General features: G+C 70.2%; 15 protein-coding genes and 1 pseudogene. 12 read left to right on the forward strand and 4 right to left on the reverse strand.

What is annotated here, in order from left to right; genetic code table 11:
- The 6 genes from kdpA (at position 1) to F3L20_RS18580 (ending at position 9,592) form a co-directional block, all read left to right on the forward strand.
- Positions 1–1,662 (forward strand): potassium-transporting ATPase subunit KdpA, encoded by a 1,662-nt coding sequence (kdpA, locus tag F3L20_RS18555; protein WP_150155327.1) that lies wholly within the window; start codon positions 1–3, stop codon positions 1,660–1,662.
- A complete protein-coding gene (kdpB, locus tag F3L20_RS18560) occupies positions 1,662–3,791 on the forward strand; it encodes a potassium-transporting ATPase subunit KdpB (RefSeq protein WP_206338796.1) in 2,130 nt (709 codons plus the stop codon). The genes kdpA and kdpB overlap by 1 nt, the downstream gene beginning before the upstream one ends.
- A gap of 5 nt (positions 3,792–3,796) precedes the next feature.
- Complete coding sequence (locus F3L20_RS18565; RefSeq protein ID WP_150155329.1) at positions 3,797–4,465, forward strand: potassium-transporting ATPase subunit C; 669 nt, start codon at positions 3,797–3,799, stop codon at positions 4,463–4,465.
- Positions 4,466–4,583: 118 nt separating this feature from the next.
- Positions 4,584–5,267 carry a response regulator gene (locus F3L20_RS18570; RefSeq protein WP_150155330.1) on the forward strand — a complete coding sequence of 228 codons (684 nt, stop codon included), beginning with the start codon at positions 4,584–4,586 and terminating at the stop codon, positions 5,265–5,267.
- Between the two features lie 12 nt (positions 5,268–5,279).
- Positions 5,280–7,820 (forward strand): sensor histidine kinase, encoded by a 2,541-nt coding sequence (locus tag F3L20_RS18575; protein ID WP_150155331.1) that lies wholly within the window; start codon positions 5,280–5,282, stop codon positions 7,818–7,820.
- A 383-nt stretch (positions 7,821–8,203) separates the two neighbouring features.
- Positions 8,204–9,592 carry a dihydrolipoyl dehydrogenase family protein gene (locus F3L20_RS18580; protein WP_150155332.1) on the forward strand — a complete coding sequence of 463 codons (1,389 nt, stop codon included), beginning with the start codon at positions 8,204–8,206 and terminating at the stop codon, positions 9,590–9,592.
- A gap of 209 nt (positions 9,593–9,801) precedes the next feature.
- Here the strand turns inward: F3L20_RS18580 and qcrB are convergent, their stop codons facing one another.
- The 3 genes from qcrB to F3L20_RS18595 all read right to left on the reverse strand — a co-directional run bounded on the left by qcrB (position 9,802) and on the right by F3L20_RS18595 (position 12,986).
- The gene (gene qcrB / locus F3L20_RS18585; RefSeq protein WP_167534551.1) at positions 9,802–11,424 is read right to left on the reverse strand and encodes a cytochrome bc1 complex cytochrome b subunit; all 1,623 of its coding nucleotides are present in this window, start codon (positions 11,422–11,424) and stop codon (positions 9,802–9,804) included.
- Positions 11,425–11,851: 427 nt separating this feature from the next.
- Positions 11,852–12,388, reverse strand: a complete 537-nt coding sequence (locus F3L20_RS18590) for a GNAT family N-acetyltransferase (RefSeq protein WP_276615853.1) — start codon at positions 12,386–12,388, stop codon at positions 11,852–11,854.
- Between the two features lie 154 nt (positions 12,389–12,542).
- Positions 12,543–12,986, reverse strand: a complete 444-nt coding sequence (locus F3L20_RS18595; protein WP_150155334.1) for an ArsR/SmtB family transcription factor — start codon at positions 12,984–12,986, stop codon at positions 12,543–12,545.
- A gap of 134 nt (positions 12,987–13,120) precedes the next feature.
- Here F3L20_RS18595 and F3L20_RS18600 point away from each other — a divergent pair, with 134 nt between their 5' ends.
- Together F3L20_RS18600 and F3L20_RS18605 are read left to right on the forward strand one after the other, a co-directional pair.
- Entirely contained in the window at positions 13,121–15,097 is a 1,977-nt protein-coding gene (locus tag F3L20_RS18600) for a heavy metal translocating P-type ATPase (RefSeq protein ID WP_150155335.1), read from the forward strand.
- Positions 15,076–15,493, forward strand: a pseudogene (locus tag F3L20_RS18605) ((2Fe-2S) ferredoxin domain-containing protein). Before F3L20_RS18600 ends, F3L20_RS18605 begins: the two are co-directional and overlap by 22 nt.
- A gap of 98 nt (positions 15,494–15,591) precedes the next feature.
- Here the strand turns inward: F3L20_RS18605 and aztA are convergent.
- On the reverse strand, positions 15,592–16,362 hold the full coding sequence (aztA, locus tag F3L20_RS18610; RefSeq protein WP_150155336.1) for a zinc ABC transporter ATP-binding protein AztA: 771 nt from the start codon (positions 16,360–16,362) through the stop codon (positions 15,592–15,594).
- Between the two features lie 15 nt (positions 16,363–16,377).
- Between aztA and aztB the strand changes: the two genes are divergently transcribed.
- The 4 genes from aztB (at position 16,378) to aztD (ending at position 20,754) form a co-directional block, all read left to right on the forward strand.
- On the forward strand, positions 16,378–17,232 hold the full coding sequence (gene aztB / locus F3L20_RS18615; protein WP_150155337.1) for a zinc ABC transporter permease AztB: 855 nt from the start codon (positions 16,378–16,380) through the stop codon (positions 17,230–17,232).
- A gap of 21 nt (positions 17,233–17,253) precedes the next feature.
- Positions 17,254–18,489 (forward strand): hypothetical protein, encoded by a 1,236-nt coding sequence (locus F3L20_RS18620; RefSeq protein ID WP_150155338.1) that lies wholly within the window; start codon positions 17,254–17,256, stop codon positions 18,487–18,489.
- Complete coding sequence (gene aztC, locus F3L20_RS18625) at positions 18,486–19,463, forward strand: zinc ABC transporter substrate-binding protein AztC (RefSeq protein WP_150155339.1); 978 nt, start codon at positions 18,486–18,488, stop codon at positions 19,461–19,463. Before F3L20_RS18620 ends, aztC begins: the two co-directional genes overlap by 4 nt.
- Positions 19,464–19,551: 88 nt before the next feature.
- Complete coding sequence (aztD, locus tag F3L20_RS18630) at positions 19,552–20,754, forward strand: zinc metallochaperone AztD (RefSeq protein WP_150155340.1); 1,203 nt, start codon at positions 19,552–19,554, stop codon at positions 20,752–20,754.
- Positions 20,755–20,840 lie beyond the last annotated feature (86 nt).

Consider the following 20,840-nt stretch of genomic DNA (forward strand, 5'->3'; position numbering starts at 1 on the left):
ATGGGTCCCGTAACCGCCGGCGTGCTTCAACTGCTCGCCTTGACGGGCGCTCTGGCGCTCGTCTACATCCCCCTCGGCACCTATATGGCCAGGGTCTACTCCTCCCAGCGGCACCTGCGCGTCGAGAGGTGGATCTACAAGGGCATCGGTGCCGACCCGGACACAGAGATGCGCTGGCCCGCGTATCTGCGCGGTGTCCTCGTCTTCTCCCTGGCCGGCGTCCTCCTCCTCTACGCCCTCCAGCGGCTCCAGGGTGTTCTGCCCGGCTCGCTCGGTTTCGCCTCGATCGATCCCGACCAGGCGTTCAACACGGCCGTGTCGTTCGTGACGAACACGAACTGGCAGTCGTACTACGGCGAGCAGGCCATGGGCCACGTCGTGCAGACCGCCGGTCTGGCCGTGCAGAACTTCGTCTCCGCGGCCGTCGGCATGGCCGTCGCGGTGGCACTGGTGCGCGGCTTCGCACGGTCGCGCTCCGGTGAGCTGGGCAACTTCTGGGCCGACCTGGTGCGTGGTGTCGTGCGCATCCTGGTGCCGCTGGCGTTCGTCGCCGCGATCGTGCTGGTCGCCTGCGGCGTCATCCAGAACTTCTCCGGCATCCACGAGGTCGGCCAGTTCACGGGCGGCTCGCAGGAGTGGAACGGAGGCGCGGTCGCCTCGCAGGAAGCCATCAAGGAACTCGGCACCAACGGCGGTGGCTACTTCAACGCCAACTCCGCCCACCCCTTCGAGAACCCCACCCCGTTCTCCAACCTGTTCGAGATCTTCCTGATCCTGGTCATCCCGTTCGCCCTGACCCGCACCTTCGGCGTCATGGTGGGCTCGGTGAAGCAGGGATACGCGATCCTCGCCGCGATGGGCACGATCTGGCTGGGCTTCGTCTCGCTGATGATGTGGGCCGAGTTCTCCCACCACGGCCCCGCGTTCGAGCTGGCGAACGGGGCGATGGAGGGCAAGGAGGTCCGGTTCGGGATCGGTGGATCGTCCCTCTTCGCGGTGTCGACCACGCTCACGTCCACCGGCGCGGTGGACTCCTTCCACTCCTCCTTCACCGGCCTGGGGGGCGGCATCACCCTGCTCGGCATGATGCTGGGCGAGATCGCGCCCGGCGGTGTGGGCTCCGGCCTCTACGGCATGCTGGTCATGGCGGTCATCGCGGTGTTCATCGCCGGCCTGATGGTCGGCCGCACCCCCGAATACCTGGGCAAGAAGATCGGCACCCGCGAGATCAAGCAGGCGGCCCTGTACATCCTGGTCACCCCGGCACTCGTGCTGGTCCTCACCGCCGCGGCCATGGCCCTGCCCACCCCCGGCCACTCGATGACCAACAGCGGCGCGCACGGATTCTCCGAGATCCTGTACGCCTACACGTCGGCCTCCAACAACAACGGTTCGGCCTTCGCCGGCCTGAACGCGGACACCCAGTGGTTCAACACCACCCTCGGCATCGCGATGCTGCTCGGCCGATTCGTGCCGATGATCTTCGTCCTCGCGCTGGCCGGCTCGCTGGCCCGGCAGACGCCGGTGCCGGTCACCGCGGGCACGCTGCGTACCGGGAAGCCGCTGTTCACCGGGCTGCTGGTGGGCGCCGTCCTGATCATCACCGGCCTCACGTACTTCCCCGCTCTCGCGCTGGGTCCGCTCGCCGAAGGGCTGGCGTGATGACCGTCCGCACTCAGAAATCAGAGGACTCCATGTCCACTTCCACCGTGGCGCCCCACCGTGGCGCGCCGACGGGTCACCACCCTGAAGGCCGCACCGGCGCGGGCCTGTTCGACCCGGGGCAGCTGGTGAAGTCGCTGCCGGACGCGTTCCGCAAGCTCGATCCGCGGGTGATGGTCAAGTCCCCCGTGATGTTCGTGGTCCTCGTGGGCTCCGTCCTGACGACGGTCTTCTCCTTCACCGACCCGGGCGACTGGTTCGGCTGGACGATCAGCGCCTGGCTGTGGCTGACCGTCATCTTCGCGAATCTGGCGGAGGCGGTCGCCGAGGGCCGCGGCAAGGCGCAGGCCGACACCCTGCGCAAGGCCAGGACCGACACCGTGGCGCGGCGACTCGGCGGGGACGGCAGGCCGGAGGAGCGCGTGCCGGGTACCCGTCTGAGGATCGGCGACCTGGTCGTCTGCGAGACGGGAGACGTGATCCCCGGCGACGGCGACGTCGTCGAGGGGGTCGCGAGCGTCGACGAGTCGGCGATCACCGGTGAGTCGGCGCCCGTCATCCGTGAGTCCGGCGGTGACCGCAGCGCCGTCACCGGAGGCACGAAGGTGCTGTCCGACCGGATCGTCGTCAGGATCACGACGAAGCCGGGGGAGACCTTCATCGACCGGATGATCGGCCTGGTGGAGGGGGCGGCCCGGCAGAAGACGCCCAACGAGATCGCGCTGAACATCCTGCTCGCGTCGCTGACGGTCGCCTTCCTGCTCGCGGTGGCGACCCTGCCGCCGTTCGCCGACTACGCGGGCTCCGCACTGAGCATGGTCGTGCTGGTGGCCCTGCTGGTCTGTCTGATCCCGACCACGATCGGAGCGCTGCTCTCCGCGATCGGCATCGCGGGCATGGATCGTCTGGTGCAGCGCAACGTACTGGCGATGTCGGGACGTGCGGTCGAGGCGGCCGGTGACGTCTCCACGCTGCTGCTCGACAAGACCGGCACCATCACCCTCGGCAACCGGCAGGCGTCCGAGTTCGTGCCGGTGCGCGGGACGACCGAGGCCGAGGTCGCCGACGCCGCGCAGCTGTCGTCGCTGGCCGACGGGACGCCCGAGGGCCGCTCGGTCGTCGTGCTCGCCAAGGAGAGGTACGGGCTGCGCGAGCGGCACCAGGGCGAGCTGGCGGGCGCCCGGTGGACCGAGTTCAGCGCGCAGACCCGCATGTCGGGTGTGGACCTCGACGGCCGCAGCATCCGCAAGGGCGCGGCCGGTGCGGTCATCGCCTGGGTCGAGGAACGCGGCGGCCAGGTCACCGAGGACGCCGCCACCGTCGCCGGCCGCATCTCGGAAGCCGGCGGCACCCCGCTGCTGGTCGCCGTCGAGGACACCGACGGCGTCCGGGTCCTGGGTGTCGTCCACCTCAAGGACGTCGTCAAGCACGGCATGCGGGAGCGGTTCCAGGAGCTGCGCCGCATGGGCATAAGGACCGTCATGATCACCGGCGACAACCCGCTGACGGCCAGGGCGATCGCCGAGGAGGCGGGCGTCGACGACTTCCTCGCGGAGGCGACCCCCGAGGACAAGATGGCACTGATCAAGCGGGAGCAGGCGGGCGGCAAGCTGGTCGCGATGACCGGTGACGGTACGAACGACGCGCCGGCCCTCGCCCAGGCGGACGTCGGCGTCGCGATGAACACCGGTACGTCGGCCGCCAAGGAGGCCGGCAACATGGTCGACCTCGACTCCGACCCGACCAAACTCATCGACATCGTGGAGATCGGCAAGCAGCTGCTGATCACGCGCGGTGCGCTGACGACGTTCTCCGTCGCCAACGACGTCGCGAAGTACTTCGCGATCATTCCGGCACTGTTCGCGGCCGTCCACCCGGGCCTGGACAAGCTCAACATCATGGGCCTGTCCTCGCCGGACTCGGCGATCCTGTCCGCGGTGATCTTCAACGCCCTCGTCATTATCGCGCTGGTCCCGCTGGCCCTCAGGGGCGTGCGGTACCGGCCGGGCAGCGCCGACACACTGCTGCGCCGCAACCTCGCCGTCTACGGCCTCGGCGGCCTGATCGCGCCGTTCGTCGGCATCAAGATCATTGACCTGCTCGTCTCCCTCATCCCCGGAATCGGCTGATCGCCATGACCAACTCCCTGACGAACACCGCACGGTTGCTCGGGGCGGGCCTGCGGGCCCTGCTCGTGCTGACCCTGGTGACCGGTGTCCTCTACCCGCTGGTGATCACCGGCATCGCACAAGGGCTGTTCAACGGCAAGGCGAACGGCTCCGACATCACGGCGGACGGCAAGGTCGTCGGCTCGTCCCTCATAGGGCAGCCCTACAACCTGCCGCTGGGCAAGGGTGAGGAGACCCCGGCGCCCGACCTCACATGGTTCCAGGGCCGCCCGCAGAACGGCCTGGGCACCAACAGCGTCAACACCCAGTACAAGCTCGTCCTGTCCGGCGCCACGAACCGGTCCGGCGACAACGAAGAGCTCATCCAATGGGTGAAGGACGCCAAGGCCGCCGTCGTGAAGGTCAACTCCACCGCCGGCCACACGGTCGAGCCGTCCGAGGTGCCCGCCGACGCGGTCACCTCCTCAGGCTCCGGACTGGACCCGGACATCTCCCCGCAGTACGCGCACCTCCAGGTCCACAGGATCGCCGAGAGGAACGGCCTGCCCGTCGCCGAGGTCCAGTCGCTCGTCGACGAGCACACCGAGGGCCGCACCCTCGGCTTCATGGGCGAGCCCCGCGTGAACGTCCTGGAGCTCAACACCGCCCTCAAGGCACTCCTTGCCAAGAGCTGAGGGCTCGGCGGAGCCGGCGGCGCGGAACACCCCGCCTCCGCCGGCTCCGACAGCGCCGTGCGTGCCGGCCTTCCCGCCGGCACGCACGGCCCGACGTACGACAGGAGAGCGCACATCCATGACCCGGATGCTCGTGGTGGAGGACGACCCGCAGCTCGCGCGGGCCCTGGTGATCAACCTGCAGGCGCGTCACTACGACGTGGACACCGCACCCGACGGGGCCACGGCCCTGCGGCTCGCCTCCGCGCGTCCGCCCGACGTCGTCCTGCTCGACCTGGGCCTGCCCGACATGGACGGCGTCGACGTCATCAGAGGACTGCGGGGCTGGACCCGGGCACCGATTCTGGTCCTGTCCGCCCGGCAGTCGTCCGGTGAGAAGGTGTCGGCCCTGGATGCCGGCGCGGACGACTACGTCACCAAGCCGTTCGGCATGGACGAGCTGCTGGCCCGGCTGCGGGCCGCCGTCCGGCGCGCGGAGGACCTCCCACTCGCCCAGGAGACCTCGCTGGTCGAGACGGCCGACTTCGTCATCGACCTGCTCGCCAAGAAGGTCGTGAGGGGCGAGCGGGACGTGCGGCTCACCCCGACCGAGTGGCATCTGCTGGAGATCCTGGTCACCCATCCGCGCCGGCTCGTCACCCAGCAGCACCTCCTCCACGAGGTCTGGGGCATCTCACGGCACGACAGGACCAACTACCTGCGTGTCTACATGGCCCAGTTGCGTCGCAAACTGGAGAAGGACCCTTCCCACCCCCGCTATCTGATCACCGAGCCCGGCATGGGCTATCGCTTCGAAGCATGACCGAGGGACGACATGGCACGCGGCAAGCTCCGGATCTACCTCGGCGCGGCACCCGGCGTCGGCAAGACCTACGCGATGCTGTCGGAGGCGCACCGCCGCATCGAACGCGGTACCGACTGCGTGGTCGCTTTCGTGGAGCACCACCATCGGCCGCGCACCGAGGTGATGCTCCACGGCCTCGAACAGGTGCCCCGCAGGGAGCTCGGGTACCGGGGCGCCACGTTCACCGAGATGGACGTGGACGCCGTCCTGCGCCGCGCGCCGAGGGTGGCCCTGGTCGACGAGCTGGCCCACACCAACGTGCCGGGCTCCCGCAACGCCAAGCGCTGGCAGGACGTCGAGGAACTGCTCGCCGCCGGCATCGACGTGGTGTCGACCGTCAACATCCAGCACCTCGAGTCGCTGGGCGACGTGGTCGAGTCGATCACCGGGGTGCGGCAGCGCGAGACCGTCCCCGACGAGGTCGTCCGGCGTGCCGACCAGATAGAGCTGGTCGACATGTCGCCGCAGGCGCTGCGCCGCCGCATGGCGCACGGCAACATCTACACGCCGGGCAAGGTCGACGCGGCCCTGTCCAACTACTTCCGTCCCGGCAACCTCACCGCGTTGCGTGAACTCGCCCTCCTGTGGGTGGCCGACCGGGTCGACGCCTACCTGACCGAATACCGCAGCGAGCACCATGTCTCGGCCATCTGGGGCTCCCGCGAACGGATCGTGGTCGGTCTGACCGGCGGTCCGGAGGGACGCACCCTGATCCGGCGCGCCGTCCGGCTGGCCGAGAAGGGAGCGGGCGGCCAGGTCATGGCCGTCTACATATCCCGCAGCGACGGACTCACCGCCGCCTCCCCGAGCGAGCTGGCCCTCCAGCGCACCCTGGTCGAGGACCTCGGCGGCACCTTCCACCACGTCGTCGGAGACGACATACCGGCCGCCCTCCTCGACTTCGCCCGCGGAGTGAACGCCACCCAGATCGTCCTCGGTGCCTCCCGGCGCAGGAGCTGGCAGTACGTCCTCGGGCCGGGCGTCGGCGCCACCGTCGCCCGTGAATCCGGTCCCGACCTCGACGTCCACCTCGTCACGCACGACGAGATGGGCAAGGGCCGCGGACTGCCGGTGGCGCGCCGGGCACACCTCGGGCGACCCCGGGTGCTCAGTGCGTGGCTGGTCGGCGTACTCGGCCCCGTCCTGCTCACCCTTCTCCTCACCGGCGCCGTACCCGACGCCGGCCTGGCCAACGACATGCTGCTGCTCCTGACGCTGACGGTGGCGGCAGCCCTGCTGGGCGGGCTCTGGCCGGCGCTCGCCTCCGCGATGGCCGGTTCACTGCTGCTCAACTGGTACTTCACCCCGCCCGTGCGCACCCTGACCGTCGCCGACCCGAAGAACATCCTCGCCATTCTGGTCTTCGTCGGGGTGGCCGTGTCCGTGGCGTCCGTGGTGGACCTCGCGGCACGCCGCACCCACCAGGCCGCCCGGCTGCGCGCCGAGTCGGAGATCCTCTCCTTCCTCGCGGGCAGCGTCCTGCGCGGCGAGACGAGTCTCGACGAACTGCTGCAACGGGTCCGCGAGACCTTCGGCATGGAATCGGTGGCGCTGCTGGAGCGGGAGAGCGACGTGGCGCCCTGGACCTGTGCCGGCTACGCGGGCCTACGCCCCTGCGCCACACCCGACGAGGCGGACGTCGACGTGCCGGTCGGCGACCACATGGCCCTCGCCCTGTCCGGCCGCGTCCTGCCGGCCGAGGACCGTCGGGTGCTGGCCGCCTTCGCCGCCCAGGCGGCGGTGACCGTGGACCGCCGGCGCCTGCGGCAGGAGGCCGACCGGGCCAAGCAACTCGCCGAGGGCAACCGGATCCGCACCGCCCTCCTCGCCGCCGTCAGCCATGACCTGCGCACCCCCCTGGCCGGCATCAAGGCCGCCGTCACCTCACTGCGCTCCGACGACGTCGCATGGTCCGAGGCGGACGAGGCGGAGCTGCTGGAGGCCATCGAGGAAGGCGCCGACCGCCTCGACCACCTGGTCGGCAACCTGCTCGACATGTCCCGCCTCCAGACCGGCACCGTCACCCCGATCATCCGGGAGACCGACCTGGACGAGGTCATCCCGATGGCGCTCGGCGGCGTTCCCGAGGACAGCGTGGACCTGGACATCCCCGAATCCCTGCCCATGGTGGACGTCGACCGCGGCCTGCTGGAACGCTCGGTCGCCAATGTCGTCGAGAACGCCGTGAAGTACGCCCCGCCGGGGGAGCGCGTGCTGGTCGCCGCCAGCGCCATGGCCGACCGGGTGGAGGTCCGGGTCGTCGACCGCGGCCCTGGTGTCCCGGACGAAGCGAAACCCCGCATCTTCGAGCCCTTCCAACGCTACGGCGACACGCCTCGCGGCAACGGCGTCGGCCTCGGCCTCGCGGTCGCACGTGGCTTCGCCGAGGCCATCGGCGGCAGCCTGCACGCCGAGGACACACCCGGTGGTGGCCTGACCATGGTCCTCGCCCTGCCGACGGCATCGCGGCGGGGTGCGCGGCAGCCGGGTCGTTCGGAGGCGCCGGCCTGACGTGCTCAGGCTTCCGATCGCCCGGTCTCGACGTGTCTCCCGCCACGACAGGTGTCCAGCCGGAGCCGGCGGCGTCGCGGTGACGTAGGTCCCCGGCCATTCCGGCGGACACGGCAGTACCGCGACGCCGGGCGCACGATCCCGGCCGGCGCTCCCGTACACATCGCGGCAGCCGCCCGGGCGGACACGAAGGAGTCGAGCACGGTCCGACCCCGCCTGACCACCGATCAGGCCCGACCGCCGACGCCCGCCTCCGAGGCGAGCCGGTCAGCGGAAGGACGCTTCCCGGAGCGATGCCTCGACGTGGCGAGTGTCCAGCGGATGCGGCCGACGGGTGGGCGGCCGAGGCTGGGGAGGTACGGAGTTCGTGGTGGAGGAGCGACATGGCACAGGAAGACACCGGCGTGGAAGACGTGGACCTCCTCGTCGTCGGAGGCGGCAAGGGCGGCAAGACGCTCGCCATGGACATGGCCCGCAGCGGCGGGCGGGTGGCCATGGTGGAGCGCGGCATGATCGGCGGTACGTGCATCAACGTGGCATGCATCCCCACCAAGACCCTGGTGACCAGCGCCAGGCTCCTCGACAGTCTGAGCCGGGCGGAACAGGTCGGTGTCCGCGCCGGCAAACCCGTGGCCGACCTGACACTCCTGCGTGAGCACAAGGACGGCGTGGTGGCAGGCATGGTGGACCTCAACCACCGGCAGTTCCTCGACAGCGGTATGGACTTCGTCCTGGGAACCGCCCGCTTCACCGGCGAACGCACCGTGCGGGTCGAACTGAACGACGGAGGCACCCGAGTCCTGCGGGGCAAGGACGTGGTGATCAACACCGGCACGACACCCGCGATGCCGGACATCCCCGGGATCGCCGAGGCCGGGCCCCTCACCAGTGAGACGCTCCTGCACCTGGACCGCATCCCCGAACACCTTGTCGTGATCGGCGGCGGTTACGTGGGACTGGAGTTCGCCCACATGTTCGCCGCTTTCGGCAGCCGGGTCACGATACTGCACCGCGGCGAGCGGGTGCTGCCCCGGGAGGACCCGGACGTCTCCGAGGCGGTGGCAGGGTTCCTCGCGGACGCCGGCGTACGACTGCACACGCGCGTCACCCTCACCGAGGTGTCGCGCGGCCCGTCCGGCATGACCGTACGGCTGAGCGACGGGACGGAGGTGACCGGCACGGACGTGCTGGTGGCCGTCGGCCGGGAGCCGGTGACCAGGGAACTCGACCTCGACGCGGCAGGTGTACGCACGGACGCTCGCGGCTTCGTGAAGGTCGACGACCGGCTGGCGACATCGGCGCCGCGCACGTGGGCGGTGGGCGACGTCGCGGGCAGCCCTCAGTTCACGCACGTCTCGCTCGACGACTACCGCATCGTCAAGGCGAACATCGCCGGCGCCGACCGGCGGACCACAGGACGGCTGGTGCCCTGGAACGTCTTCACCACCCCCGAACTGGCCCGGGTCGGCATGACCGAGACCGAGGCCCGGGCAGCCGGCCACGACGTGCGCGTCGCGCGCATGCCGGTGGCCGCCGTTCCACGCGCTCGCACGCTGCGGGACACCCGGGGCGTCTGGAAGGCCGTCGTCGACCGGGACAGCGACCGGATCCTGGGCGTGGCCCTGCTCGGCCCGGACGCGTCGGAGGTGATGACCGTCGTGCAGACCGCCATGCTCACGGGCGCCCCGTACACGCTGCTCAGGGACTCGATCATCGCCCATCCCACCATGGCGGAGGGGCTGAACATGCTGTTCAACGCCCTGAGCGACTGATCCTGCGGGGCAGGGGTGCGAGTGCGACCACGGGTGCCCGGTGGCCGTGGACCTACTCGCCTGGAGGCGCACCGGACGGCGCGAGGCGCGCATCGAGGTCCTGGGCCCACGCCGACGGCCAACAGGCGCGGCCCTCGGCGTCGCTCCGGTGCCGCACCGTGCGTGCCGGAGGCCGATCCCGCCACGATCCATCCTTCCCGTATCGCGGCTCAGACTCCATGCCGACGGGTGACCTCCTTGTACTCGTCCACTGTCGGCTTGGGAACCTGTGTGCCCGGTCCGTAGAAGCCGCGGCTGAGTTTGACGCGCAGGCGCTGGGCGAGGCCGGTCGCGCGACCGTCGGCGTTCTGTACGGGCGCGGCAGGCAAGGGGTGGTACTGCTCGTGCGCCGTCAGGGCATGGAGACGCGCCTGGCTGAGCGGCTCGTGAACCTCGACGTACTCGCCGTTCCCGAGGCGCTTGATGACGCCGCTCTCGCGACCGTGCAGGACCTTGTCCCGGTCGCGGCGCTGCAGCCCCAGCGCCCACCGTTTGGTGACCACGAAGACCGCCGGCGGTGCGACGAACAGCGCGACGCGCACGGTCCAGGTGACGGCGTTCACGGAGACGTGCAAGTGGGTGGCGATCACGTCGTTGGCCGCCCCGAACAGGGCCACCGTGTAGACGCTGAGCCAGGCCGCTCCCAGGGCGGTGCGCACCGGGCGGTTACGTGGGCGGTCCAGGAGATGCTGGTCGCGGTCGTCGCCCGTGACCCAGGCCTCCAGGAAGGGATAGGCGCCCATGGCGAGGAAGAGCAGCACTCCGACCAGCAGGGGGAGGAAGTTGTCCAAGGCCAGGGTGTGACCCCAGAAGTCGATCTCCCAGCCGGGCATCACGCGCAGGAAGCCGTCGGCGACACCCATGTACCAGTCGGGCTGCGACCCGGCGGACACGTGGTCGGGCCGGAAGGGGCCGTAGCTCCAGATCGGGTTGATCTGCGCGACGGCGGCCAGGAAGAAGATCACACCGGAGACGAGGAAGAAGTATGCGCTCGCCTTGACCGCGTACACCCGCAGCGGCATACCGACGAGGTTCGAGTTGGTACGGCCCGGCCCCGGATACTGGGTGTGCCGGTGGCGTACGGCCAGGATGAGATGCGCGACGATCAGGGCGACCATCAGCCCGGGGATGACCAGGATGTGAACGGTGTTGAAGCGCGCGATCAGGTCGTCGCCGGGGAACTCACCGCCGAAGAGGAAGAACGAAAGGTACGTGCCGACCAAGGGAATCGAGAGGAGCGTGCCGTTCACGACCTGTAGCCCGGTCCCCGACAACAGGTCGTCGGGCAGGTCGTAGCCGGTCAGACCGGCGAACATGGCCAGCACGAGCAGCAGGAATCCCGCGACCCAGTTCAGCTCACGCGGCTTGCGGAACGCGCCGGTGAAGAAGACCCGCAGCATGTGCACGAACACTGCGGCGACGAGGATCAACGCGGCCCAGTGGTGTGCCTGGCGTATGAGCAGGCCGCCGCGCACGTCGAAGGAGAGGTGCAGGGTCGAGTCGAACGCCTCCGACACGAGCCGGCCCCGCAGGGGGACGTAGCTGCCCTGATAGACCACCAGGTCGGAGGACGGGTGAAAGTACAAGCTCAGATAGACGCCGGTGAGCAGAAGGACGACGAAGCTGTAGAGAGCGATTTCCCCGAGCATGAACGACCAGTGGTCGGGGAAGGCGAGACGTCGGGCGGAGCCGATGATGCGGCGGTGACCCAGTCGGCCGTCAACCCAGTGGGCGAGCCTCTCGCCGGAACCCCTGTGCATCGGCCCGGCTGCCGGCCGGGAGTGATCGCCCATCTCTTCACCGTTCATCCATGCACCACCCGAAGCGCGGCGCGTCATTCCGACGCCCGCCGTCCGGCCGGGGCTGCGGGGCCGCGGCATCGACGTGAGGCGAGGAGATCAGTCAGTTCGCAGGTGACGCCGTGGTAGGAGAGCCCGGACGCTCCCCGTCACAGCACCCTGGGTCCGCGCCCATTCTGTGTCGTTGAGGGGCACGGCGCGCGTTTCGGTGCGCCGCACGAGTCGCGAGCGTGGACAGTTCAGAAGTTCTCCGCTTCCGCGCGTGTCCACGGGGGCAGCGAGCGTATATCTGACCCGGAGGCCCACACGGACCGGCACACGGTCGAGTGCGGCGTCGATCACCTTGCGAGGCATCGAGCCGCGGCCGCCAGGTTCGGCAGACGCGCGGTCCGCCACGAGGCGGCCGTACTCATTGTCGCCATCAACGAGTGGCCGCGACGTATTGGTCCGACGACATCTCGAACACTCGTACGCGCCGGCCGCCGGTGGGTGCCACGGTTTCACGGAACAGACGCATCCCCAGCTTGGTCATGATCCGTTCGGAGGCGTCATTGCCCACCTGAGCGATGCTGACGATCCGTTCCAGCCCTCGTTCTTCGAAGCCGAACCGTACAGCGGCCGCAGCGGCCTCGGTGGCCAAGCCCTGCCCCCAGTGGGAACGCCCCAGTCGCCAGCCGACCTCAACCGCCGGCAGTATCTCCGGCAGGAAGCCGGGCACCGAAAGGCCGGTGAACCCGGCCAGCTCGCCAGTGGACCGGAGCTCCACGGCGAACAGTCCGAAGCCCTGGGCCTCCCACTCGCTCTCCCATTCCTCCACCCTGGCGCGAGTCCGCTGTTCGTCAAGGACCCTGCCGTCACGGATCCACCGCATGACCTCGGGATCGGCGTTGACGGCAGCCATGGGCGCAACGTCTTCCTCGCGCCAGCGACGCAGCATCAGACGGGGAGTCTCCAGCATGACCATCCAATCCTCACCAGGCGTCTCATCCGTGTGGATCATTGCCGAAGTCCCACTCTTCCGGAATACGGGACCGGTCCCGGACCCGTCGTCAGGTGTCCGACGCCTCAACTGCTCCTGTCCGTCGGCCGGTCGGAATCCTCGTCGACCGGTACTACGCCGGCCTGTGTCCTGAGGAGGCGGTCCCCGTGGCGCTGATGGACTGCCGCCCGTCCGTCGCAGAGCGAGCCCGGCCCGCGGTGGCCGGTGTGTCGCGCAGGCCGAGCCGCAGGTGCTCGACGTGGTGGAGGGCCTGCTCCAGAAGTTCGGCGACGTGGTTGTCGTGGAGCGCGTAGATCACCGAGCGGCCCCGACGCTCGCCGGTGACCAGGCCGAGGTTGCGCAGCAGACGCAACTGATGCGAGCAGGCGGACTGTTCCATGTCGACGGCCTCGGCGAGGTCGGTCGCCGCGCACGGGCCTTCATGAAGGCGGGCCAGAATCCGCAGCCGGGAGGGAGTGGCCAGGGCCTGGAGCGTGGCAGCCACGTCGGCGGCGCCCACGGTCTCCAGGCGCTCGCGCGCGGTGGCGGTGGTTCTGGCGTCAGCTCCGTGGCCCATGGCTGCCATTCTACGGACAGAGACCCATGAACACATGAATCACTCTTCATGTAGTCCTGTACGGTGGAGGGCGCGGTGCCGGTGCTCCGGCTGGCCGCCGTTCCGTCATGCCGTCGTGAAGGAGTTGCGCTCCGATGACCTCCGTCACTCCAGCCCCGGTTGCCCGGGCAACGTCTGCGGGTGAAGGCGGCGCGCCCCGGCACCGTACCCGCGTCCTGGCCCTGCCTGAGGCGCGCTGGGCCGCCGCAGCCACCGTCTTCTTCCTGCTCGCACTGCCGCTGCAGCTGGCCGGTGTCACGGCGTGGGCGTGGGGGCCGCTGTACGCCGTGACATATGTGGCGGGCGGTTGGGAGCCGGGGTGGGAGGGCCTGCGGGCTCTGCGGGACAAGACACTCGATGTCGACCTGCTGATGGTCGTCGCCGCTCTTGGGGCGGCGTCGATCGGGCAGGTGATGGACGGCGCGCTGCTCATCGTCATCTTCGCCACGTCCGGAGCGCTAGAGGCGGTGGCCACGGCGCGCACCGCCGACGCGGTGCGTGGCCTGCTCGATCTCGCACCGGCCACGGCCACCCGCGTCGACGCCGATGGCAGCGAGGCGACCGTCGCCGTTGAGACGCTGTCCGTCGGCGACATCATCCTCGTCCGGCCCGGCGAGCGCGTCGGTGCCGACGGCCGGGTGCTCGACGGGGCGAGCGACGTCGACCAGGCGACCATCACGGGTGAGCCGTTGCCCCTTGCCAAGGGGCAGGGCGACGAGGTCTTCGCGGGAACCCTCAACGGCACCGGCGCCTTGCGTGTGCGTGTGGACCGTGAGGCCTCCGACACGGTGGTCGCCCGGATCGTGCGGATGGTGCAGGAGGCGTCCGGGACGAAGGCGCCGACCCAGTTGTTCATCGAGAAGGTCGAACAGCGCTATTCACTGGGCATGGTGGCGGCCACCCTGGCCGTGTTCCTCGTCCCGCTGACCTTCGGTGCGGACCTCACCGATGCGTTGCTCCGGGCGATGACGTTCATGATCGTGGCCTCACCGTGCGCGGTCGTCCTGGCGACGATGCCGCCCCTGCTGTCCGCCATCGCGAATGCCGGACGGCATGGGGTACTGGTCAAGTCGGCGGTGGTGATGGAGAGGCTGGGGCAGGTCGACGCGGTGGCGCTCGACAAGACCGGCACGCTGACCGAGGGCACACCGCGGGTCACCGACGTCCGACCGCTCGCCGCATCCCGGCTGGGCGAGGGTGAGTTGCTGGTCCTTGCGGCCGCCGCGGAGCACCCGAGCGAGCATCCGCTGGCCCGTTCCGTCGTGGACGCGGCACACGAACGCGGACTCGCCCTTCCGGTGGCGGAGGACTTCGACTCCACGCCCGGCGTCGGGGTGACCGCCTCCGTGGACGGGCGCGTGGTCGCGGTCGGCGCCCCGGCGCGGCTCCTCGGTGGGGCGACGGACGCGGACTCCGCCCTCGCGGCGGTGCTTGTCGGTGAGCTGGAGGACGGAGGACGGACCGCGGTCCTGGTCACGGTGGACGGTACGCCGGTGGGCGTGCTCGGTGTCGGAGACCGGCTGCGGCCCGACGCCACCGCCACCGTCACCTCGCTGACGTCTCTCACCGGAACCGCCCCCGTACTGCTGACCGGCGACAATCCGCGCGCCGCCGCTCGCCTGGCCGCGGAGGTCGGCATCGAGGACTTCCGGGCCGGACTGCTGCCCCAGCACAAGGTGGGTGCGGTGCGAGAGCTGGAGGACTCCGGCCGCAAGGTGATGGTCGTGGGCGACGGCGTCAACGACGCCCCGGCGCTGGCGGCTGCCCACACCGGTGTCGCGATGGGCCGGGCGGGTTCCGACCTCGCCTTGGAGACCGCCGACGCCGTCATCGTCCGCGACGAACTCGCCCCGGTCCCCGCGGTGATCGCCCTGTCTCGGCGCGCCCGCAGGCTCGTCGTGCAGAATCTGGTCATCGCCGGAGTTTTCATCACCGGCCTGGTGATCTGGGACCTGGCCGGCCATCTGCCGCTGCCGCTCGGCGTCGCGGGTCACGAAGGCTCCACCGTCATCGTCGGCCTCAACGGACTGCGGCTGCTGCGGGAAGCGGCCTGGAGGAGGGCCGCCGAGTGAGCCGCCGCAAGGCTCCCGCACAGGCGGCGCCCCGGTGCACGGTGACCGTGTGCGGGGGGTGCTGCTGCGGCACGGTCAAGGTATCCGGCACCGACCACGTCGCCCGACTCGCCGTGCTCGATGCCGAACTGGGGGCGATCGCCCAGGTCCGGGCGGTGAACGGTCTCGGCGCGTGCGAGCAGGCCGACGTCATCGTCGTACAGCCGTCTTGGCGCGGGCGGGCCGGGCCGCGGGCGGGCGGCCGGTCCGGCTGGGCCAGGTAACGACCCCGGCGCGACGGGCGACCTCGTGGTGTGGGTGCGTGCCGGCGGACCGGGCCTCGCCGACCCGCCGGACATCCTCGGCCTGTACGAGTTCGGCCCGTCCCGGCGCGTACGGCGGGCCGTCGAGAACTGAGAAATACGCGGCGGTCGTTGCCGGTGTTCGCGTCCGGAGCCACCACGGCCGCCGGAGGTCCGCCGTCGCGCGGTGCCGGCCGGTCACGAGGTACGTCATCAGCCGGCAGTCGTGGGGGGTGCGAGAACGACTGGTTGCCAGACGTGGGCCGGCGCCGATGTGGTGAGGACCTGGTCCGGATGCCCCTGTCCGGCGATGCGGCCGTCCTGAAGCAGGAGGCATGCGTCCGCCGTGCGTGCGACCTCCAGGTCGTGCGTGGCCTGGACGACCGTCACCCCGTCGGCGACCAGTTCCGTCAGCAGGGTCCCGATCCGCTCCCTCGCCTCCGGATCCAGCCCTGTGGTCGGCTCGTCGAGGAGCAGAAGGTCCGACTCCTGTGCCAATCCCTGTGCGATGAGAGCGCGTTGACGTTGTCCACCCGACAGCTCGCCCAGCTGACGTGAGGCGAGGTCCCGGATCGTGAGCCGGTCGAGCACCGCATCCACGGTCGCGTGGTCCCGGCGGGTCAACCTGCGCCACGGGCCGCGGTCGCCCCAGCGCCCCATCTCCACGGTCTGCCGGACGGTGAGCGGCAGGGCGTCACCGACGGCTCCGCGTTGCGGGACGAACGCCGGTGGCCGGTCTCCGGTGCGGTGGAGATCACCGGATGTCGGACGGATCACACCGGCGAGCACGCCGAGCAGGGTCGACTTGCCGCTGCCGTTCGGTCCCACGAGCACTGTCGAGGCCAACTTCGGTATCTGCGCGCTGATTTCACGAAGCACCGGGAGGCCTGGGTAGCCGGCGCACAACTCGGAGAAGTGGAGATGAGCAGTCCGCTCCAGGGGTGAGGTGGGCGAGGGGTCCGGTTTATTGAACATGATTTTCATTGTAGTGTCTCCGCCATGGAATGGCTGACGGTCCCCTTCGAGGCGACCTTCGTACAACGAGCCCTGTGGGGCGGGATACTCGTGTCCACGATCTGCGCGCCGGCGGGCACCTGGGTGGTGCTGAGAGGAATGGCCTTCCTCGGTGACGCCATGTCCCACGGGTTGCTGCCGGGCGTCGCGCTGGCCGCGCTGCTCGGCGGAAATCTGATGGTGGGGGCGGTGGCCAGCGCCGTCGTCATGACGGCCGGTGTCACCGCGCTCGGCCGTACACCGAGGCTGTCCCAGGACACCGGCATCGGGCTGCTGTTCGTGGGCATGCTCTCGCTCGGCGTGATCATCGTCTCGCGCTCGCAGTCCTTCGCGGTCGACCTGACCGGCTTTCTCTTCGGTGACGTCCTCGCCGTCCGGCAGCAGGACCTCCTCGTGCTCGCGGCGGCGTCGCTCGCGGCGCTGGTGGTGTCGGTCCTCGGCCACCGCGCCTTCCTGGCCCTGGCTTTCGACGAGCGCAAGGCCCATACCCTGGGTCTGCGGCCGCGCCTGGCCCACGCCGTGCTGCTCGGCCTGCTCGGTCTGGCGATCGTGGCCTCGTTCCACATCGTGGGAACGCTGCTCGTCCTCGGACTGCTCATCGCCCCGCCGGCGGCCGCTCTGCCCTGGGCCCGCAGTGTGCGCGGGGTCATGGCACTCGCCGCCCTGCTCGGCGCCACCGCCACGTTCGGCGGGCTGCTTCTGTCCTGGCACCTGAGCACTGCCGCCGGCGCGACCGTCGCGGCCCTCGCGGTGAGCCTGTTCTTCCTCTCGCACGTGCTGTCCGGGCTGCGGAGCCGCCGTGCGCGCCCCGCCCCCGCCCCTGTACTCGAAGTCAACTGAAAGAAGCCTGAGGCGATCGCCATGACCGTCCGCAGAATCGTCACTCCGTGGGCTTCGGCCGCCCTGGTGCTCACCGCGCTGCTCGCCACGAGCTGCGCGGGAGACAAGGACAACGACTCCACTCCCGCAGCGACTTCCTCATCCGCCACTCCGCACGGGTACGTCGAGGGAGCACAGGAGGCCGCCGAGCCGCAGTCCCGGCTCCTCCTGAACGACCCCGACAGCGGGGACAGCAGGGTTCTCGACCTCATCACCGGCAAGGTGCACAGGACCGCCCAGGTGAAGGGAACCGTCCGGCTGGGAACGGACGGCAGGTTCGGCTACCTCCACGCCTCCGGCGGCATCCATGTGCTCGACAGCGGCGCCTGGACGGTGGACCACGGGGACCATGTCCACTACTACAGCGCGGCGATTCGCGACGTCGGTGAGCTTCCCGTGGACAGCCGGGCACAGGTGCGCAGCGACGCCGTCGTGACCGCGGTGACCAGCGAGGGCGGGCGCACCGTCCTCTACGACCGGAGCAAGCTGGAGAAGGGCAGGATCGAGTCCTCGCGGACGCTGCCGCGCACCTACAGCGGCGCCGTCGTGCCGTACGAGGAGCACCTGCTCGCCTTCGCGGACGAGAGCGGTGCAACCAAGCTCGTCGTCCTCGACCGCGAGGGTGCGCGCGTCGCCTCCCCGGATGTGAAGTGCGAGGAGCCGCGAGGAGACGCCGTCACCCGGCGCGGCGTGATCCTGGGCTGCGCCGGCGGCGCCCTGCTCGTCCGGGCTCAGGGTGGCGCCTTCACCGCCGAGGAGATCCCCTACGGACGGCATGTGCCGGCGAAGGAGCGGGCCACCGCTTTCCGGCATCGTCCCGGCAGCGACACCCTCACCGCCCCGGCCGGAGACGACGCCGTATGGGTCCTCGACGTCGCGGAGCGGACCTGGACCCGGGTGGAGACCGGACCGGTCGTCGCGGCCAACACAGCCGGAGAGGGCTCCCCACTGCTCGTCCTGGAGACCGACGGCTCGCTGCACGGCTACGACATCGCCACCGGAAAGCAGACCGCGCGGACCGAGCCGCTTCTGACGGGAGGGAAGCGGGCCGGCACCGACGGCGGCGCCCCCGTCATCGAGGTCGACCGCAGCCGCGCCTACGTGAACGACCCCGACGGAAAGAAGGTGCTCGAAATCGACTACAACGACGGATTGCGTATCGCGCGCTCCTTCGACCTGGACGTCAAGCCGGTCCTCATGGCGGAGACCGGACGATGAGCCGGACCGAGGCGAAGCAGCGCGCGAGGGTGAGCATCGCACGTCTGCGCAGCCTGATCCTGGGCCTGCTGGCTCTCGCCGTGGCCGCCACCGCCACCGCCTGCACCACCGGCGACGACCGGCCCGGCATCGTCGTCACGACCAACATCCTCGGCGACGTCACCCGGGAGATCGTCGGTGACGAAGCCGACGTCACCGTCCTGATGAAGCCGGGCGCCGACCCGCACTCCTTCGGCCTCTCTGCGGTGCAGGCCGCCGAGCTGGAACAGGCCGACCTCGTCGTTTACAACGGCCTGGGACTCGAGGAGAACGTACTGCGGCACGTGGACGCCGCCCGCGAGTCCGGCGTCGCCACCTTCGCGGCCGGCGAGGCGGCCGGGCCGCTCACCTTCCACACGGCCGACGACGGCGGTCCCGAGGGCGAGGAAGGACAGCCCGACCCGCACTTCTGGACCGACCCCGACCGGGTGCGCAAGGTCACCGCCTTGATGGCCGATCAGATCATCGAGCACGTCCATGGCGTGGACGCCGACACGATACGCGGCAACGCCGACCGCTACGCCGAGAAGCTCGCGGAGCTCACCACCTGGATGGAGAAGTCCTTCGACCGCATTCCGGAGGGCAAGCGGGCCTTGGTCACCAACCACCACGTCTTCGGTTACCTCGCCGACCGCTTCGGCTTCCAGGTGATCGGCGCGGTCATCCCCAGCGGCACCACGCTGGCCTCACCCAGTTCCTCGGACCTCCGCTCACTCACCGAGGCGATGGAGAGGGCGGACGTACGCACCGTCTTCGCCGACTCCTCCCAGCCCCAACGGCTCGCCGAGGTACTGCGTACGGAAATGCGCGGCCAGGTCCGGGTCGTCGAACTGTACTCGGAGTCGCTGACCGCCAAGGGCGAGGGCGCCGACACCTACCTGCGGATGATGCGCGCCAACACCACCGCCATGGTCCACGGCCTGACCGGCGCCTGACCTGCAGCGTCTCCCTGCCCGCCGGCAGACCGGCCCACACCGTCACACCACACCGCCGCCACCGGGCGGCGCGGAAAGGAGCACACAGATGAACAAGTCCATACGCAGCAGAGCTTTCATGGGCGCGGCACTCGCCCTGGCGGCCTCCACCGTTCTGACCGCCTGCGGAGGGGGTGACTCCTCCTCCGCCGACGCCAAGACCGACGGGACCACGAGCGCCACGCCCGCGGCAGCGGTCAAGAACCCGCTGGTCGCCACCTTCGACGGCGGCCTCTACATCCTGGACGGGGAGAGCCTGAAGCTCGCCACGGCCATCGAGCTCCCCGGCTTCAACCGGGTCAACCCCGCGGGCGACGAGGACCACGTCATCGTCTCCACCGACAGCGGCTTCCGCGTCCTGAACGCCACCGGCCAGACCTTCACGGACATCGAGTACAAGGGCGCCAAGCCCGGCCACGTCGTACGCCACGCGGGCAAGACCGTGCTCTTCACCGACGGCACCGGAGAGGTCAACGTCTTCGACCCCGCCGACCTGGGCCGTGGCAAGAAGCCGGAAGGCCGCACCTACACCTCCGCCGAGGCACACCACGGTGTCGCCATCGAACTGGCCAACGGCGAACTCCTCAGCACCCTGGGCACCGAGGAGAAGCGCACCGGCGCGCTGGTGCTGGACGAGAACAACAAGGAGATCGCACGTAACGAGAACTGCCCCGGCGTCCACGGCGAGGCGGCAGCCAAGGCGGAAGCCGTCGCCGTCGGGTGCGAGGACGGTGTCCTGATCTACAAGGACGGCAAGTTCACCAAGATCGACGCCCCCGACGACTACGGCCGCATCGGCAACCAGGCCGGCAGTGATGCTTCACCGATCCTCCTGGGCGACTACAAGACCGACCCCGAGGCCGAGCTGGAGCGGCCCACCCGCGTCTCCCTCATCGACACCGAGAAGAAGAAGCTGCGCCTGGTGGACCTGGGCACCAGCTACTCCTTCCGCTCACTGGCCCGCGGCCCGCACGGCGAGGCCCTGGTCCTCGGCACCGACGGCGCCATCCACGTCATCGACCAGAACTCCGGCAAGATCGAGAAGAAGATCCCCGCCGTGGGCGAGTGGCAGGAGCCGCCGGACTGGCAGCAGGCCCGGCCCACCCTGTTCGTCCGGGACCACACCGCGTACGTCTCCGACCCCGGCAAGAAGGCCCTGCACGCCATCGACCTGGACACGGGGAAGAAGATCACCTCCGTCACCCTGCCGGAGAGCACCAACGAACTGTCGGGCGTCGTCGCCGGACACTGACGGCGCGACATGCCCTCGCCGCAGCGGCCCGCCGCGGGCCGCTGTGGCCGCTCTCCACCTTGACGATGTGGGCCTCGCCGTCACCG

Origin of the sequence: Streptomyces tendae (genome assembly GCF_008632955.1) — a bacterium.
Taxonomy (GTDB): Bacteria; Actinomycetota; Actinomycetes; order Streptomycetales; family Streptomycetaceae; genus Streptomyces.